Source organism: Rhodococcus artemisiae (assembly GCF_036327795.1).
In the GTDB taxonomy this organism is placed as follows: Bacteria; Actinomycetota; Actinomycetes; order Mycobacteriales; family Mycobacteriaceae; genus Rhodococcus; species Rhodococcus artemisiae.
The window spans coordinates 38,258-55,008 of record NZ_JAUTXY010000019.1 but is presented as its reverse complement, the minus strand read 5'-3'; the positions used below and the strand labels follow the sequence as shown (position 1 = coordinate 55,008).

At 65.1% G+C, this 16,751-nt stretch carries 20 protein-coding genes; all 20 read left to right on the top strand.

Features of this window, described 5'->3' with window-relative positions; genetic code table 11:
• Positions 1-162 precede the first annotated feature (162 nt).
• Positions 163-2,310, top strand: a complete 2,148-nt coding sequence (locus Q7514_RS29050; RefSeq protein WP_330136730.1) for an ADP-ribosyltransferase — start codon at positions 163-165, stop codon at positions 2,308-2,310.
• A 55-nt stretch (positions 2,311-2,365) separates the two neighbouring features.
• A complete protein-coding gene (locus Q7514_RS29045) occupies positions 2,366-2,554 on the top strand; it encodes a hypothetical protein (RefSeq protein ID WP_054806352.1) in 189 nt (62 codons plus the stop codon).
• A complete protein-coding gene (locus Q7514_RS29040; RefSeq protein ID WP_330136729.1) occupies positions 2,551-3,645 on the top strand; it encodes an ADP-ribosylglycohydrolase family protein in 1,095 nt (364 codons plus the stop codon). The genes Q7514_RS29045 and Q7514_RS29040 overlap by 4 nt, the downstream gene beginning before the upstream one ends.
• A 116-nt stretch (positions 3,646-3,761) precedes the next feature.
• Positions 3,762-4,358 (top strand): hypothetical protein, encoded by a 597-nt coding sequence (locus Q7514_RS29035; RefSeq protein WP_330136728.1) that lies wholly within the window; start codon positions 3,762-3,764, stop codon positions 4,356-4,358.
• A 112-nt stretch (positions 4,359-4,470) separates the two neighbouring features.
• The gene (locus Q7514_RS29030) at positions 4,471-4,650 is read left to right on the top strand and encodes a hypothetical protein (RefSeq protein WP_330136727.1); all 180 of its coding nucleotides are present in this window, start codon (positions 4,471-4,473) and stop codon (positions 4,648-4,650) included.
• A gap of 219 nt (positions 4,651-4,869) precedes the next feature.
• Positions 4,870-5,631, top strand: coding sequence for a hypothetical protein (locus Q7514_RS29025; RefSeq protein WP_330136726.1), 762 nt, complete (start codon positions 4,870-4,872; stop codon positions 5,629-5,631).
• Between the two features lie 586 nt (positions 5,632-6,217).
• Positions 6,218-7,009 carry a DUF6884 domain-containing protein gene (locus tag Q7514_RS29020; protein WP_330136725.1) on the top strand — a complete coding sequence of 264 codons (792 nt, stop codon included), beginning with the start codon at positions 6,218-6,220 and terminating at the stop codon, positions 7,007-7,009.
• Between the two features lie 31 nt (positions 7,010-7,040).
• The gene (locus Q7514_RS29015) at positions 7,041-7,433 is read left to right on the top strand and encodes a DUF6573 family protein (RefSeq protein WP_330136724.1); all 393 of its coding nucleotides are present in this window, start codon (positions 7,041-7,043) and stop codon (positions 7,431-7,433) included.
• A gap of 38 nt (positions 7,434-7,471) precedes the next feature.
• Complete coding sequence (locus Q7514_RS29010) at positions 7,472-7,819, top strand: hypothetical protein (RefSeq protein WP_330136723.1); 348 nt, start codon at positions 7,472-7,474, stop codon at positions 7,817-7,819.
• Between the two features lie 175 nt (positions 7,820-7,994).
• On the top strand, positions 7,995-8,537 hold the full coding sequence (locus Q7514_RS29005) for a hypothetical protein (RefSeq protein ID WP_330136722.1): 543 nt from the start codon (positions 7,995-7,997) through the stop codon (positions 8,535-8,537).
• Between the two features lie 346 nt (positions 8,538-8,883).
• On the top strand, positions 8,884-9,318 hold the full coding sequence (locus Q7514_RS29000) for an HD domain-containing protein (RefSeq protein WP_330136721.1): 435 nt from the start codon (positions 8,884-8,886) through the stop codon (positions 9,316-9,318).
• Positions 9,311-10,117 carry a hypothetical protein gene (locus Q7514_RS28995; protein ID WP_330136720.1) on the top strand — a complete coding sequence of 269 codons (807 nt, stop codon included), beginning with the start codon at positions 9,311-9,313 and terminating at the stop codon, positions 10,115-10,117. Before Q7514_RS29000 ends, Q7514_RS28995 begins: the two co-directional genes overlap by 8 nt.
• Complete coding sequence (locus Q7514_RS28990; protein ID WP_330136719.1) at positions 10,114-10,671, top strand: hypothetical protein; 558 nt, start codon at positions 10,114-10,116, stop codon at positions 10,669-10,671. Before Q7514_RS28995 ends, Q7514_RS28990 begins: the two co-directional genes overlap by 4 nt.
• Positions 10,672-10,789: 118 nt before the next feature.
• Positions 10,790-10,957 carry a hypothetical protein gene (locus Q7514_RS28985; protein WP_330136718.1) on the top strand — a complete coding sequence of 56 codons (168 nt, stop codon included), beginning with the start codon at positions 10,790-10,792 and terminating at the stop codon, positions 10,955-10,957.
• A 434-nt stretch (positions 10,958-11,391) separates the two neighbouring features.
• Complete coding sequence (locus Q7514_RS28980; protein ID WP_330136759.1) at positions 11,392-12,753, top strand: cytochrome P450; 1,362 nt, start codon at positions 11,392-11,394, stop codon at positions 12,751-12,753.
• Positions 12,754-12,859: 106 nt separating this feature from the next.
• On the top strand, positions 12,860-13,846 hold the full coding sequence (locus Q7514_RS28975) for a GAF domain-containing protein (RefSeq protein WP_330136717.1): 987 nt from the start codon (positions 12,860-12,862) through the stop codon (positions 13,844-13,846).
• Between the two features lie 359 nt (positions 13,847-14,205).
• A complete protein-coding gene (locus Q7514_RS28970; RefSeq protein WP_330136716.1) occupies positions 14,206-14,565 on the top strand; it encodes a PadR family transcriptional regulator in 360 nt (119 codons plus the stop codon).
• Positions 14,562-15,251, top strand: a complete 690-nt coding sequence (locus Q7514_RS28965; protein ID WP_330136715.1) for a hypothetical protein — start codon at positions 14,562-14,564, stop codon at positions 15,249-15,251. The genes Q7514_RS28970 and Q7514_RS28965 overlap by 4 nt, the downstream gene beginning before the upstream one ends.
• A gap of 297 nt (positions 15,252-15,548) precedes the next feature.
• Positions 15,549-16,436, top strand: a complete 888-nt coding sequence (locus Q7514_RS28960; protein ID WP_330136714.1) for a replication initiation protein — start codon at positions 15,549-15,551, stop codon at positions 16,434-16,436.
• On the top strand, positions 16,433-16,702 hold the full coding sequence (locus tag Q7514_RS28955) for a helix-turn-helix domain-containing protein (protein WP_330136713.1): 270 nt from the start codon (positions 16,433-16,435) through the stop codon (positions 16,700-16,702). Before Q7514_RS28960 ends, Q7514_RS28955 begins: the two co-directional genes overlap by 4 nt.
• Positions 16,703-16,751 lie beyond the last annotated feature (49 nt).

Below are 16,751 nucleotides of genomic sequence, written 5' to 3'. Positions count from 1 at the left end.
GGCGCCGTGCGATTGAGCGAGACGGAGGTGAGCGATATGGCCTGCTACCTGCATGCCGATGCGCGCCCCCGCCTCCTTCCCGGAAAACGACCCGCCGTCCGTGCTCGAAAGTGCGGATGGGTCTCCTGGGGGGACGTGTCGTCTTCCCAGTACAATCCGCCTATGTGCCGTTCTAAAGCTCACGGATCCGGCCGCCGGTGCCCGGGCTGTGGGAGCTACAAAGCCGCTGCCAAGGCCAACGGAAACCGCCGCCTCTCCCGCGAGGCTCGCAAGAAGGTCGTCGACCACCTGAAGGAACAGGGACTGATCGAGTCCGCAGCCGCAATTCAGGCTGCGCCACCGAGCGTCCTCAAAGAGTTCATGGAAGGTCTCGGGATCGACCCGGAGATTCTGGGCAAGACCCCCATGCCGAGCACCCACGCGACCCCACCCAGCGCGAAACTGCTGATCGCGCAGGCGAAAGCCGAGCAAGAAGAACTCGCCGCACCGAAGATCACACCGGCGCAGGCAGCACTCGATGAGGCCGAGGCGAACGTCGCCGCGGCCGACCACGAGGCCAACGAGGCACGAAAATCGGTCAACCGCTATCGCTCCCGGCTTCGTAAAGCGAACAAGGAGCTGGAAGAGGGGACAGGCACCGCAGAAGCCGTCGCTGAACAGCAGAAGTTGCTCGATGAGGCCAAGGCTGCGCACATCGACGCCATAAGCCGCCAAGGGGAAACACGCGACGACCTCGCTGCCGCGAAGTTCGGGCTGCGGGACGATATGGGCAGCGACGACGAACGTGACGCCTACTACGCGAGCCTGACCGACGACGAGGTCGCGGCAATCGGGCGGTCCTACAACCGCAAGTACGGCGCCGAAGCGACCGCGGCCATCGCCGAAGGACCGGTCCTGGCACCGGCCGGTATCGAGCGGGACACCACCGTCTACAAATCCGGCATGATTCCGATGGAAACCGGATCGGGTGTCGAGCAGGTCGAAGGCCGGTATCTCGATGGCGGCACCGCCATCGTCCGCCGCGGCTACAGCGACTTCGTCGTCCTTCAACGCAAAGGCGACGCGTACTACCCCGTGGCCATCGCCAACGGTAAACAAGAAGCCCTGGCCAAAGCCAACCGCATCCCGATCCTCGTCGACCCCGGAGCGCTACCCGAGGGCGCGACCGACATGCAGCGACAGGCCCACGCAATCCGGGGCGACGTGCTGCTCGACGTCGCACGCCAGTCGGCCGCAGGCAAGGCACCCACCGCCGAGATTCAGCGGAAGATCATCAACGACGGCTACAGCGGTGCAGTCGAGAAACTGACCGACTCGGTCGGAGCCGGCCCGGTCCGCGCCGACATCTACGACGGCGTCAAACGACACAACAAACGGCTCCGGGAGCAGGCCGCGGTCGCGGCAGGGGAAAAGGCCCGCACGGAGGCACTCGCCGCCGGCAAGTCCACGACGCAGGCCGAGCAGGCATACGTTCGCGCCCATCGTCGTGCGCTCGGCACCGAAACCCGCGGCGGCGGTGTGATCCCGCACTTCGAGCACAAGATCCCACCGGAGAGCCTGGGACCGGAGAAGCACAAGAGCCTGTACCGCAGCGGAATCCGAGCCTTCGGCAAGGAAACTGCTGATGACTACGCGGTGATCCACCAACGTGCAGGTGATCTGAATGCGTGGGGGTTCTCGGTTAGTGGCAACAAGGTGCACACCTCCGACCTGTCCGCACTGACAGCGCACAACTCCGCATTCGTGAAGAAGGTGCTCGACAAGTCCGAGCGCAGCGCGCTGACGACCTACACCGGCGGCAGCTACCACGCGATCAACGCGGCGGTGACCGGTCGTGATCCGAATCCGTCCTCGTCGACGAAGACCACGGTGTCTGGGATCGAGTCGGCATTCGACAAGTTCAACGAGCACAACCCGAACCTCGAACCGATGACTGTCATGCGGGGCACCCGGGTGCCGAGCGGATGGAAGGGGTCGGCCGCCGAGTACATCGACGCTACGTTCACGGTGGGCTCGAAGATGCAGATCGGCAAGGTCACCAGCACCACGACCAAGCAGGCGACCGCGAAGGGATTCGCCGGCCAGCCGCCGTACATGATGGTCATCCGCACCCGCTCCGGACTTCCGGTCAAGTCGATCTCGCTGCACAGCGGCGAAGACGAGGTCATCGTGCCCACCGGAACCGACCTGCGCTGCGTGCGCGTCGACCACAACGGCCCCCATGGCATGCCGACCGTGTGGCTCGTCGCCGAAGACCTGGTGGCAGAAGCAGACGGAAGCTCGCACCCACCACTCAAGGCAGTAGCGTAAAACACCCATCTACATGGGAAAACGACACGTCCCCTTACCGAGAAAGAAGCCCACCATGAACTCGAAACTGACCGACGAACAACTCGATGACATCCGCGGATACCTCGAACAAGGTATGAGCCCGGATGACATCGCCAACTACATCGGCCGCGTCGCCGACCTCGATCTCATCGAGATCGAGTACGTCCGCGCCGCAGCCAACGAGCTCGAGCAACAACACCAGCAACAGGGGGAGAATCCGTGACCGCACCCACCACCACCAACCGTGCCGCGCAGCTCGCGCGCTACGGCAACGCGCTGACCGGCCTCGCCGCCGGCGACGCCTGGGGCTACCAGGTCGAGTTCCGTACGTACGCCGCGATGCCCGCCTACCCGGTGCCCGCGCCTGCGGGGGAGTGGATCATCAGTGACGACACCCAGATGACCCTCGCCCTGCACGACGCACTCGTCGAGGTCACCGACTTCGACGACATCGCTGCGGTCACCGAGACGATCGTCCGGCACTTCACCCTGTGGCAGCTCGACCCCGACAACAACCGCGCCCCGGGCCGGGCCTGCATGGGGTCGCTGTCGAACCTGCGCGCCGGCGCCCGCTGGTACGACTCCGACGGCGCGCTCGAATCCGCCGGCTGCGGTGCCGTGATGCGCCTGGTGCCGGCCGCATTCGCCCCCGAGCCCTACTGGCGAGGACTGACCGCGCTTCAGGCCGTGATCACCCACAAGCACCCGCGGGCGATCGTGCCGGCGCTGCTGCTCGCCGACGCGATTCGGCATGCCCCCGAACGCCGCGGCCGATTCCTCGAGCACGCCCTCGCCGAAGCCGAGCGGATCTTCGACGGCGTGAGCGATTGGTTGACCGACCCCTATCTCGCCGCTGTCCTGACCCCCTACCGTAGGGACGTGTCATCTGTCCTGGTAGACGGGCTGAATGATGATGTCGTGGACATCCTTGTCGCCGCCGCGGAGACCATGGACCGACTGTCTGGGATGGACTCCGCCGAGTACGGCGACCCGTGTGCAGGCATCGGCGAAGGCTGGGAGTCGGCCAGCGCGATTGCCCTCGGCCTTCTCACTGCCGATCTCGCGACCTCTTCGGAAGATCAGAAGGACACCTCCGGTGATGTCTGGGAAGGTCCGCAGGCCCTGGCCTGGGCGGCGACCAGCAACGGGGACTCGGACTCGATTGCCTGCATCGCCGGCGCTCTCATCGGTGCGGCACAGAGCGCACCGGACTACTGGCGCAGCGCCGGGTTGACACCGCGGTTCGAGCCTCGCTACACCGCCGCGATCGCCGCGGCATCGAGCAGGCTTCCAGGAGATGGCGTCGAGCGCTGACCTGTAGTCACCTGGTAGGTGAAATGCGCTGTGAACTGTGAAGATGGCACGTCCCCTCTTGCTCGTATGCGTGAGTAGGAAGGGCGGACTCCAACCAGTACAGCGAAGGAGAGAAGATGCAGCTCGCAGCAATGGCCCTTGGTGCCGTGATGATCGTCGCCGGAGTCTGCGCGTTCGTCTGGCCACCGCGAAGCCTTCACCGTCACGGCCGTGCCGCGGGGTCCTATGTGCGAGCCTCATCGGCCGGCGTGATCTCGTTCGGGGCTCTTCCGATCGTGGCGGGGCTGGGCTTGTCTGCGCGGTCACAGGATGCGGTTTCCGCGGTCGTGGTGACGGCCGGTTTCGCTGCCGCCGTGTGGTTCGTCGTTGAGGGTATGAGGGTTCGTCGAGCCGAGTTCCGGGAACGTCAGCGTCAGTGTGTCGAGAAGGGCGCGGTTCCGCCGCGGTACTTCTGGTCACCGTGGGCGATCTTCGGGTGGACTCTCGCGCTCGGATTCCCGGTGGTCCTCTTCGGGGGCCTTGCGGTGGCCTCCGGGATCGGTGCCCTGATCGACTTCGAGACCGCAGCAGAGGTCGAGAGGGCCTCGCAGGCGTTCGCGAATGTCATTGCTGCCGGCATCTTCGCTCTCGTACCGGTTTCCGCGGCAGCCGGCCTGTGGCGGTGGTGGCGCTCCCGCAGCGAGCGGCGGGGCGCACTGAGCCTTGCTGCCTGACCCTCATCGAAAATTACCTTTCAACTGGTAAAACGGAATGTCCCCCATCTTGTGTGAAGCTGCGGTCTGACGCCGTGTGCTTCCGAGTCGGGGGAGCGGCAAGGAGGAAGCTGTGAATCCGTCTCGTACCGCGTATGGACGTTGGGTCGTGCAGTCCGGCCGCATGATGGCCGTCATTCCCTACGCGCACGTCAGTGAGAACTCGGTCATTCGCCGACTGTTTCTCGGCCCAGGCACTCGTCGCCGCGCGGAACGCTGGATAGGGGCGGCCGCACTGGAGGCGCATCGCTGATATGCAGGAAATGCGCTGTGAGCTGTGGTGATGGCATGTCCCGCTGATGTGATGCGGAAATGCGCAGTGGATATGGGGTGCCAGTGCCCATAGGGGAGCAGGGCTCGCCCTCGGCCTGCTGTTGGTGACCCTTCACCGCCGGTTCGGCGTGCAGCGGATCGCTCCTCACATCTCCCATGTCGAACGTATGTTCTAATTGGGTGGTAGGTAGGAGTTGAGATGAGCAGTCCAGTGGAGTCGAAGGCCGATACGATCGCGCACCTGCGCCGCCGAATGGCTGAGATTCCTGCTCGGACAGATGGCCCAACTCGGCCGTCATCGGCTGCGTTCACGCCCACACGCATCGACGACGCCGCGAAGCGCGACCCCATATCGCCCCTGAGAATCCTCTCCGCGCCCGATCCGATCGCTCGGTTGCTTCCGCACCGCGGCCCCGTTCGCGGATCGACTGTGCACCTCTCCGGCGCAGCCGCTCTCCGAGTCGGGCTGGTGGCCTCGGTGACGGGCTCGGGGAACTGGGCTGCGGTGATCGGAAGCCCCGATTTCGGCCTGTTGGCTGCCACGGAAATGGGAGCGGACCTCGCACGATGCGCGCTCGTGCCCGATCCGGGGCCAGACCCGATTGCCGTGGCAGCAGTGCTCCTCGACGGAATCGATTTGGTCGTCCTTTCACTCGCTGGCGCCAACGTCCCGCCGAGCCGCGCCCGGGCCGTCACCGCCAGAGTTCGCAGTAGCGGCGCGGTCCTCGTCGTCACTGACGGCAGCTGGCCGACCGTTGACCTGCACCTCAACGCCCAGGTGGCCGGCTACCGCGGCATCGACACTGCCCGCGGCCGCGTCGCAGGGTTCGACCTGGCCGTGGAAGCTCGAACGCCGGGCCGGCAGCCGCATCGCGGCGTCGTCACGCTCACCGGCCATTCCGGTGGCGTCACCTGGGAGTCCGGCCCGGCCGTGCCGGCGGGGCTGAAGGTTGCCCAGTGACCGGGCCCGGTCTTGACGGTTGGGTCGAGTCGTTCCCCGATGCGCCGATCCTGCGGCGACTTCGCGAACCTGTCGAGGTTGTTGTCGACGTCGCGCGTGTCCTGCCAGGAAGTCTCGGATTCGCTCGCGTCGACCAGCTTCCGCTACGTGTGCGTGCTGGAGGCGTTCAGCTCGAATCCGCTATGCCGGCGACCTTGTGGGCCTGGCTGCGAGTCGCTGACGGTCGGTGGCTCGCCCAGCTGTGCCTTCCGGTGCGCTCTGCGAATGGCTTCAGCGGTGCGGATCTGTGGCTGTGGGTGGAGTCGTCGTGCGTCGTTCCGGCCGATGAAAAGTGTGGACCTTCACGCGATCAAAAGCAGTGAGCGCAGTGATTCCCTGCATAGATGCCGCGTCCCCGGTGTTGGGTGGCGCTCCTGCCTCTCGGTAGACCGCGCGGTTCTGGAGTAGGTCGAAACAGCGAGGTGCAAGCAACTGACGCTCGGCGGCAACGGAACCCGGTTGCGACAATGCAATGACATATTGTAATGTTGGGAATGTTGATGAGCGACCGCGCATCACCCGAACGACGAAAGCAGCGCGCAACACAATGCCGCCGATCTACACCCCGACCTACCGCTACAACGACCCCACGCTGACCGCACCGACACCCGGTCGCGCCCTGATCGAAGACATCGGACTCGTCGAATCCCTGCCCGGGATCGGACCGAAGACCGGCGGCGGACACATCGGCGTCCCCACCGCCATCGGCCCCCTCCACACACGATTCCTCCGCCCCCACGACGGCATCGAAACCACGTTGCCCAACACCGACCTCCGGCCTTGGTGCACCCCGTTCCTCGTCGCAGGCCACGCACAGAACTGCTTCGACCTGCCCGCACGTCCCGGCTGGAATTGGCTGTGCTGGACCGTCGCCGACCACCTCGCACACGACACCGCCACTACCCGCGCGGACACGCCGCTGGTGATCGTCCCCTGCGGCGCCACGAAAGATCCGACCCCCTCGAAAATCCCGGCGCGACATCGCTACACCGGCACCTACCACCGGCTCGGATTGCGTGCGGCCGCCGCGCTCACCGGCCTGAACACCACACGCATCCTCTCCGCTCGCTTCGGCCTGATGCCTCTGCATCAGCTGGTCGAGCCCTACAACCTGCGCCTCGGTCAGCCCGGAGCGATTACCGCCGACCAGCTCCGCGAACAGGCCGCTGACCAGGGCCTCCTCGGCCACCACAACGTCGTGCTGCTCGGCGGCCGCGACTACACCGCACTCGCACAACAGGTCTGGCCGCACGCACACACCCCGCTCGCCGGAACGAAAGGCATCGGCGAACAGCAGCAGCGCCTCGCCGCAATGGCCGCGACCGGCCGACCGCACTGAGGGCACGCTCACTCACCCAATGGAAGGCACCATGACCGATCTTCTGACCGACACCCGCACGGCTGCGGCGACCCGTGCCGAGGCCATTGCCCGCGGATCCCTGCGCGACGTCACCACGGACGCTCGCCACTTCGGAATCCTTCTGCCCACCGCGATCACCCATCGGGCCTGGAAACAGGCCATCGCCTGGCCGGACCGCGGCACTGCTGCTCGCTGGGAGGCAGGCCGTACCGGGACTGTCTTGGCTCACGCCGCCCGCGCCCTCCTGCGCGCTCAGGCCCGCGGCCGCGAAGGTCTCCAGCTGTTCAACTTCATCCCGACGCCGTCGCCCGACGGAGAAGACCTGCTTACCCTCGCCGTCGAAATCGGCCCCGGTGACGCAGGGGAGCCCGTCGTGACCATCACCGCGGCCACTGACCACTGACCACACGCCCCGGAAACGACCCCGCGAAAGGACACATAGTGCCTGCTGACGCGATCGAACCGTCGACCAGCTACTTCCCGCCGAACTGGGACAACCGCCCCCGGGTGAAGCAGTGGAACGGCCACATCCTCCGCGAAGACTGGCTCACACGAGACAAGGCAGACCTTGTCGGCATCATCGAACTGCTCAACCACCAGGTCACCACAGCGAACCAAAACGCCCTCGACGCGAGCTTCCTCGCCGAATGGCGCATGCATCGCCTGCTCGTCCAGGCCGGCATCGGCGCGCGAATCTACCTGCACCTCACTCGCGCCCGCCGCCGCGGACGTAAAACGGAACGGATCGACACCCTCCTCACGCTCGGCACAGCCACACAGAATCCCTGAAAACATACAGTGAGCAGGGGAAATAACATGTCCCCTTCGTGGAATCGAATCCCTCAGTCGGCGCGCGACAGACCACGGTCCGCGCTCGAACCCTGAGCAAGAAAAATGACCCCGCTTCCGGGTAGCGTCGACATTGATCAACTTTCCAGTCCTCTTCTCTCAGAAAGAGATACGTATGCTTTCTAGCTCGTCGGGCGCTGCGGTCAGCCACTACTCGGACTGGTCGGCCATCAATTGGGCGATCGGGTATTTTTGGCTGGGGGTCGCAGCGGTATTGGCGACATACGCCGTATCGATGTGGATTTTCGCCGCGCGTGATTCGGCAGGAGGCTTGTCTACGTGGGCTTTCGCGCTCGGCAGCGTCGCCGCCGGTATCCAGGCGTACGCGCTGTGGGCGGTCGTGCGGCACATCGAGCAGTTCAGGTGGGCGATAGCTCTGGCGCTGCTCGTCGTCGGCGTCGTTGCGTGGCTGACCTATCAGACCGCCCGCGCAGAGCGGGATGGACAGGACGATAACTACTACACCCCGCCGGTTCCGGCCAGGTCCTGGGGCGTCCCGACCGGTGTCTCTGCGGTCCTGGCGTTCGGTGTGCTCGTTGTGGACGGTGTCCATCGCGCGCCCGCTGCGCTGTTGATTGGAGCTGGCCTGTTTGTGGTGATCGCCCTCGGCTTATGGGTGCGGGCAATCCTGTATAGGGCTACATCTTCTTTGCGGTGATGCCGCAGGTCAGGCCCACCTAGTTGGTCGATTGCCGCCTCGTGTGGTGCTATATCGCCGCGCGTGGTGACCCCCCGGCCACGCGGGTAAGTCGCCCCTGTCGCCCGTCCTCCCCCCTCGGCCGGCAGGGGCGCGGCCATTTCTACGATCTGATGCTCGTCCGTGGCGTGCCATTGCGAGATCGAAGATTCGAGTGAACCGCAACTGTGCCGACTGCCGACTGCCGACTGCCGGCGACTCGACGCTCTCGACCGCAGCCTCCAATGCGTGCCCACTCCGTTGCAGAGCGTGCACAGTGCCCTGCCGGGAGGAAGACGCGATAAGATGAAAGAAGATGGAGGATGACATGTCAGCGTCAATTGCAGAACTCGCCGAACTGATCGCCGCGGAAGCCCATGCCGGACAGGTCGACAAAGCCGGCCAGTCCTACATCACCCACCCCGCTCGGGTGGCAGCTCGTGTGGCAGGCGACGAACACGCGGTCGCGGCCGCGTGGCTGCACGACGTCGTCGAAGACACCGCGGTCACCCTCTCCGACCTTGAGCAGGCTTTTCCGCCGGACGTGACCGCTGCTGTCGACGCACTCACCCGCCGGCGCGACGAGGCTCCGGCCGACTACTACGCCCGCGTGCGCAGGGTGCCATTGGCGCTGACGGTCAAACTCGCCGACATGGCCGACAACAGTGACCCCGAACGTCTGGCCAAGCTCGACGCCGCCACCAGGGAACGCCTGATCGCCAAGTACGCCCGTGCGCGGGCCGAGCTGACCGCCGGTGTGTAGATCCGACAAGGAGGGCGGCCACAGATGTGCCGATCACCTACGACACCGGGAGGCGTCGATCGACGACATACGCCCCGACCCGGCACCGGGCCGGCCCGACATCGACTGGGCAACCGACACCGCCAGCACCCCGGAGCAGCTATACCGCGACTATCCGGACCACGTCGCGGCTCTGGTCGTCGACACGATGACCGCCGCGAAGCAACAGGAGGCAGCAATGACCTCTGACGTGCTCGCTGCGCTCCCTTCCGGTGCGAGGATGCACGGCCTTGTATTCCGGATGAAAAGTCCCGACTCCCTGGCGCGCAAGCTCGACCAGCGCTGCAAGAAGGCGCCGTTCACCCCGCCGGAGCAGCATGCAGCCGACATCACCGACGTCGTGCGCTACACGGCGATCTCACGTCCGGACCAGGTCGTGGCCACTGCCCGCTCGATGGCCGATGGGCTGGCCGCGTGTGGCTGGACCGTGGTCGAGGCCGAGCAGTCCTATCTGGAGGGCAATCAGTACAAGGGCTTACACATGCTGGCCCGTCACTCCAGCGGCCACATCGCCGAGTTCCAGTTCCACACCGACGCCTCGCAGCAGCTCAAAGACGAGACTCATGTCGACTACGAAAAGGCACGCGACACGCGTGTTCCAGCCGCCGAACGGGCCGCGTTGACAGAGAAGATGACCGCTCGCTGGGCGAAGCTCTCTACTCCTGCCGGTCTCGCCGCGCTGGCCGAACTCGGCGGATGTGCGGTCACACCGAAGCGCTACGCGCAACGCACGATGAATCGAGGAAGGGACGCGCAATGAGCCTCTACACCGTCAGTTACCGCGGCCAGGACCAGTGGCTCGCCTACGAGGACACCGAGGCCGCCAGGATCTATGCCTACGTGCCGAACCTGCACCGGTTCGTCTTCCACAATCAGCTCGGCCAGGACTTCTACTGGGACAACGAACTGGAATGGACCCCGGTCACCGCTGCCGCCGGCCGCGCGATCGTCGAGGCCGCGATCGTCGGCAAGCTCGACGGTCGCCGGCATGGCGACCTGCTGAGCGAGCTGGCCGCCGAACCTGATTGCCGCACCGTCGAGGAGGTGTTCGGCGCCCAGCCGTTGCCTGAGCGGACACCGACCCGTCAGGAGTTCGCCGCGGCCAAGGTGAAGGCCGTGGCTGGCGCAGCGCCGGGACAGTGGGTCACCTACAAGGTGTACGGGCGCGATAGCGCTCAGCGTGCGCGTGTCGCTGCCCGGGACCTGCGTACCGGCAAGATCGCGGCGGTCCGCAAGTCCGGTCTGGATATCGCTTCCCGGATCATGCCGACAGCGGATGGCCGTTTGATCGTCGAGATCACTCGGACTGCATAAAGGTCATATGACCTGCTGAAATGGCATGTCCCCTTCATGGGTATCGAGGCTGGGCCGGCGAGGGCGCCGGCCTGTTCTGGGATCATGACTTGGCGCAAGCGCTAGGCAAGGAGGACTCATGAAGCCCGGCGACCTGGTCAAGGTCCACAAGGACGGTTTTTCCGTCTTCACCGTCCTGCGCATCGACGAGGAAGACGGCACCGCACTCGTCGAGTCGGCCGTCGACGCTCCGGGAAAGTACCCGTGGCCGACTCCCCTCGGCAGTCTCGTTCCGGTTGAGCAGTAGACAACCCGTTTCCCAGGTCCCGCTGAGGTACCCCTAGCTGGGACAATGACCTTTCTGCTCGAACGCTGCACGGCGTCGACCCGCTTCCATCGTTAACACCCCAAGCCCCCTACCGACAGTCATGATCGGCAGTTCGACGCGCTCGTCACCCCAGCGCTGAACTTGGCTCCGATGTCCTCATAAAAGGGGCGCTGAACAGGTTAAATGACACGTCCCCTCGGTATGTTCTTCTGGGGTCGGGTGGCGTGCTCGCGCAGCTCGCTGCCGAGCGATCGTCACGTCGACGAGATCCGGGGATCTTCCGGTGAGATGGGGTTCTGCGATCGCCTGCACGGTGAGGCAGACTCACGGGCATGACTTCTGTGGGGAACACCGATTCCGACGAGATCACCTCGTCCGACGGCACGGAGGGAAGCAACGGGCCCGACAGGAAGATGCCGCATCCAGCATGGCGTCTTCCGCTCATTGGGGATGTGTTGCGCCTCGACCCGCAACGCCCGGTGCAGCGCGAAGTACAGTTCGTGCGCGAACTGGGAGACGTACTCGAGATCAGCATCATCGGCCGCAAGGTCGTAGTCGTCGGAGGTGGAGACGCCGCAGCCGAGGTCTTCGACGAATCCCGCTTCGCCAAAGCTGTGGTGCCGCCGGTAAGTAACCTGCGAGAACTGGCCGGCGACGGGCTGTTCACCGCCTTCAACAGCGAACCGGCTTGGGCGCAGGCACACAACGTGCTGATGCCGGCGTTCAGCCAAGCATCGATGCGCAGCTACCACGACGCGATGGTCGAGTGCGTCGACCAGCTGTGCGATTACTGGACAGACCGTGCAGAGCGGGGAACAGTCGACGTCTCGTCGGACATGAACCGCCTGACCTTGGAAGTTATCGGCCGCACAGGATTTGGGCACAGCTTCGACTCGTTCGCGTCCGACCGGAACCCATTCGTCGAATCCATGACACGGGCGTTGTCGTTCGTCTCGCAGACAGCGAACGATCTTCCGGTGATCCGGGAAATCCTCGGATGGAAGGCGCTGCGCCAGAACCCGAAAGACATCGCCCTGATGAAGCGCACGGTCGACGACGTCATTACAGCCCGTCGCAGCGGCCAATCGCCTCGTCAGGATGACCTGTTGCAGCGGATGCTCGAGAACCCCGATCCCGACACCGGCGAGCTGCTGTCCGATCAGAGTATCCGCAACCAGGTACTCACATTCCTGATCGCAGGTCACGAAACCACTGCCGGACTGCTGTCGTTCGCTCTGCACTACCTATCCCTGAACCCGGACATGATCGAGCGGGCCCGCGCCGAAATCGACGAGGTCATCGGCGCCGAAGGTGCACCGGTGCGCTTCGAGCAGATCGCCAAACTCCGCTACGTCCGGCGCATCATCGACGAGACCTTGCGCCTGTGGCCGTCCGGCCCGGCGTTCTTCCGGAAAACCCGAGAGGCCACGACGCTGGCCGGCTACCCGATCGGCAAGAGCGAGACGATCCTGGTCGTGCTGCTGGCGCTGCACCGCGACCCGAAACTCTGGGGCGACAACGCCGAAGACTTCGATCCGGACCGGTTCCTTCCGGCGGCAGTTCGCGCTCGTCCCGCGCACGCCTACAAGCCGTTCGGAGTGGGCGCCCGAGCCTGTATCGGCCGGCAGTTCGCGCTGCACGAAGCAGTATTGACACTGGCGCAGATCCTGACCCGGTTCGACATCGCCCCGGTACCCGGTTACGAACTGTCGGTCGCCGAGTTGCTGACGGTTCGGCCCGAGAACCTTCGATTGCAGATCCGCCCACGTCCCTGACCTCAAATCGGCTCTCGATCGCGCACGGACTCAATCCGTTACACTCCCCACGGATTTGAGACCAAAAAGAAATAGGCGGGGGCCGAAAAAATTGGGAAAGTGGCATGTGATCGAAACTTTGGTGGAGGGCGCTGCGACTCTGGTCGCATCGGGGGACGAAGCCAAAGAACTGACCTCCATCCGCAGTAGGAATGTGTCACCGGCAGCGGACATCCTGGTCGAACCGATCGTGGAGCACGTCCGACGCACACGCGAACCGTTCGACCGAGTGCTTCGCTCCAAGAAACAGGGCCGCTCCTGGCGGTACTATGCGTGGCCGATTATGGGGCCATTCGGCGATGTGCACGGCATCCAGCTATGGATCGGAAATCCCGACGAGGAAATCCCTCCACGGCGCCTGACATCAGGAGTGTTCTGGTCGACGACCGAATGGCTGATCTACCAGACCTGGGAGTCCGGGGAGATGTCGGGAACGCTCCTCGAAGACTGGGTCCCGACGGCCTTGTCGTCGGACTACATCAGTCGCGCGATCCACTTCGAGAAGGAACGAGAGTTCCTGGAAATCACCCTGACTCCGAAACCGGGTATGGCACTCAGCACCTGGTTTGCCGTCAGGCACGATCACGGTCATGCCATGCAGTGGCAGGCGGTTCTGCGCCCCGCACCCGATGGCTCCGGCGTGATGGTGCTCTACCACGACTTTTCCGACGTGTACTCCCCGTCCGTGCCGACTCTTGCCGAACTCGGGCTCCAGGAAGGGTTAGACGGCTCCAATGTGCACGTCGCAGTGTTCGAAGTGCAGCGCTGTTCCGTCGTGCTGTGGATTGGTCGGGCTCCGCAGTGGTTGGAATGGCAATATGCGCACCTGACCGGGCCGGTCGTGCATCCGGACGATCTGCCTCAGCTGCACGCTAGCGCCCGCCGAATCAGCGCAGGAGAGGTGCCTCATACCGTGGATCTCGTGCAGCTGCACCGCGGCGACGACGAATGGGTGAAGTCCTCGGTGACCATGCGCCCGTTCCAGCTGAAAGATCGTCCCGCTCATGCGGAACTGATGCTCATCCAAGTCGCTCCCGCTGGCGACCTGCACTGATCCCGGACCAGGCGCGACCGGCCTGCGGTCGCGCCTGCGCGGACTAGGAGCGCCCCCATGCACGTGTGGCATGCACCGTGAAGGTGCATGCCACACGGAGTGTGCGGGCGCTGCGCTTCAGTTGTTACCGACGTGCTCGTTGCCCGGTGACGGAAACGCAGGGCCCTCAACGAGTGGCGACTCAGTAGCTTCTTCGGCGACCGGCTCGCACGACAGGATCACCAGCACAGGAAGCCGCATCCTCGGCCGGATCTCATAGTGACGAGGTTCGATGAAGCGCGAACGCGAACGTCGAGGATTCAGGACAGGGCGCGGCTTGGCCCCAACGGGGATACTCCACATCAGCTATCGTGTTGTGCATGGTAGCTGAACGGCGCAGTCTGATCCTTCGCGGAGCGCTCGACATCTGTCTGCTCGCACTGCTCGACAACGAAGACCCGATCTACGGCTACGAACTCACTGAACGACTCTCCGCCCGCGACCTACTCGTCTCCGGCGGATCGTCCTACCCCCTGCTCGCACGGCTCGAAAAGGCCGGCCTGGTGCACTCCGAACAACGCCCCTCACCGACTGGGCCGCCCCGAAAGTACTACTCGCTCACCGACGACGGGCGCGCCGCCCTGGCTCAGGGCCGGGACGAATGGAACACCGTCGCCACATCCGTGACCGCACTGCTGAACACTCCGGCCGCACCGGCCGGAGGGAAGGATCACCGATGACCACCGCGAACCCGGCACCCGGATCGGCCCTCGATCCATCGATTGTGGCTCGGGCAGAGAGGGTCTGGTGCAAAGCTGGGGTACGACGATCCGACCGCCGCGAGATGGCCCAGGAACTGGCCGGTGAACTCGCCGCGGCCACCGACGCCGGGCACCCACCCACCACGGTCACCGGCGACGACCTCGACGCGACGATGCGGGCCTGGGCCGACGAGCGGGGCGTGAGCGCCCGCGCCGGCCGGTACGTGGTGCTGGTTCCCGCGGTCCTCGTCGGGATCACCGCCGGGATGGGGTTTCTCCTCGGGGTCTTGTACCTGGCGTTCGCCAACAACTTCGTGATCAAGCCGTACTCGCTGATCTTCGGCATCTACCTCGTCAGCGGCGCCCTGGCCTACGTGACAGCTTTGGCCTCGGCATGGATCACGCTGGCTGCACTCGGCGACCCGCGCCGGAAGCGCACGATGTCCAGCCTCGCGGTGGTGCTCCCTGTCGGTGCCGCCGGCGCTGTGGCTGCCGGTGTTGCGATCGCGTGGCTGTGTGGGTTCTCGACCTCGATAGCTACTGTCGTCGCGGTCGTTGCCGGAGTCTGCGTGGTGTTGGCCGCAGCGATCGCCTTCGCGCGGTTCCGCAGCATCGACCGTCGAGACCGGGACGGCGGCGCGCACGACGTCGTCGGATGCACGTAGCGAGACGGATCGAATCGGGGAACAGCATCGGATGGCAGCAGCCGTGACGGGAGATCTGATCGTGTGTGGACGCATTACGAGCAATCGACCAAGGTTCTCGGCAGGAGACGGGAGTCTGTGCTGACGTGCAATTCAGGCGCGTCCGTCCAGGTTCTTCCACCTGCGGAGGGACACGATCAGGAAAGGATCTCTAGGGGGATACCTGATATGGCTTGGCATGTCCTACCTGAATAATTTTCTATATGGCTCGGCGTGTCCTACCCGAATAGCTGATCTTGATGAGGCACAGTACTCGGCATGGATACCGCGAAGGCGCTGCTTCTCAGTGACGAGCAGTGGGGAAGCGACGTGCTGCTACCGCACCGTCCTTTCGCGACGAACCACCTCGAGCACGGCCAGTACCGAATGAGCCGCGACGATGCGCTGACGATGCGCTACATCCAGCACTCCCCGCACGCCCTGCTCGGATCGATCGTCATCGACTGCGACCACCCCGATGCCGCGATGCGAGCCTTCGAGAAACCGTCTGATCACCCGGAGCCGAACTGGGTCTCCCAGTCACCCTCGGGGCGGGCGCACCTGGGCTGGTGGCTCGGCGACCATCGTGTCTGCCGCACCGATTCCGCACGCTTGAGCCCGTTGCGCTTGGCACACCGCATTGAGCGAGGTCTGTGCATCTCCGTCGGCGGAGACTTCTCCTACGGCGGGCAGCTGACCAAGAATCCGATCCATCCTGAGTGGGAGACCCTCTACGGGCCTGCGGACCCGTACACACTGCGGGATCTGGCCACCATCCACACGCCCCGTCAGGCCCCGCGCCGACCCGACCGGTCGGCAGGCCTGGGTCGCAATGTCACGATGTTCGACACCGCCCGCACGTGGGCCTATCCGCAGTGGTGGAGCCACCGCGACGGCACCGCCGACCAGTGGCTCCAGCTTGTGCTGCAGCGGTGTCACGCGGTCAACACCGAGTTCGCCGACCCGCTACCGTTCGTCGAGGTCCGCGCCACCGCATACTCCATCGGCAAGTGGATCTGGCGCAACTTCGACGAGGCCACCTTCCGGGCTCGTCAGGCCGCGCGTGGCAGCAAGGGCGGCAAGGTCATGACCCCTGCGAAACGAGAAGCCAACCGCACACGAGCCACTAAGTTCGACCTGGCTACAGCCTTGGAGTACGCGCTGTGAGCGGCGCAGCCCGGGCGCAGCAACGCCGAGCTGTCACCGCGAAGGAACTGGCCCGCAGGCTCGGCTCATCCGAGCGGACCGCGCGTCGGCTGGTCGCCGAGCCCCGAGAAGAATTCCTCGCGCGGGCGCAGGCCCGCCGCGATCAGGTGGTGGGACTGCGTGAACAGGGGTTGAAGTACCGCGAGATCGCCGAGGAAATGGGGATCTCGACCGGGGCGGTGGGCCGGATTCTGCACGATGTCCGCAAGTCCGAGAATCTGAGGTAGTTACTCCACAGGGACGCCGAGATCGACGAGCATCTTCGCGACGTCCTGT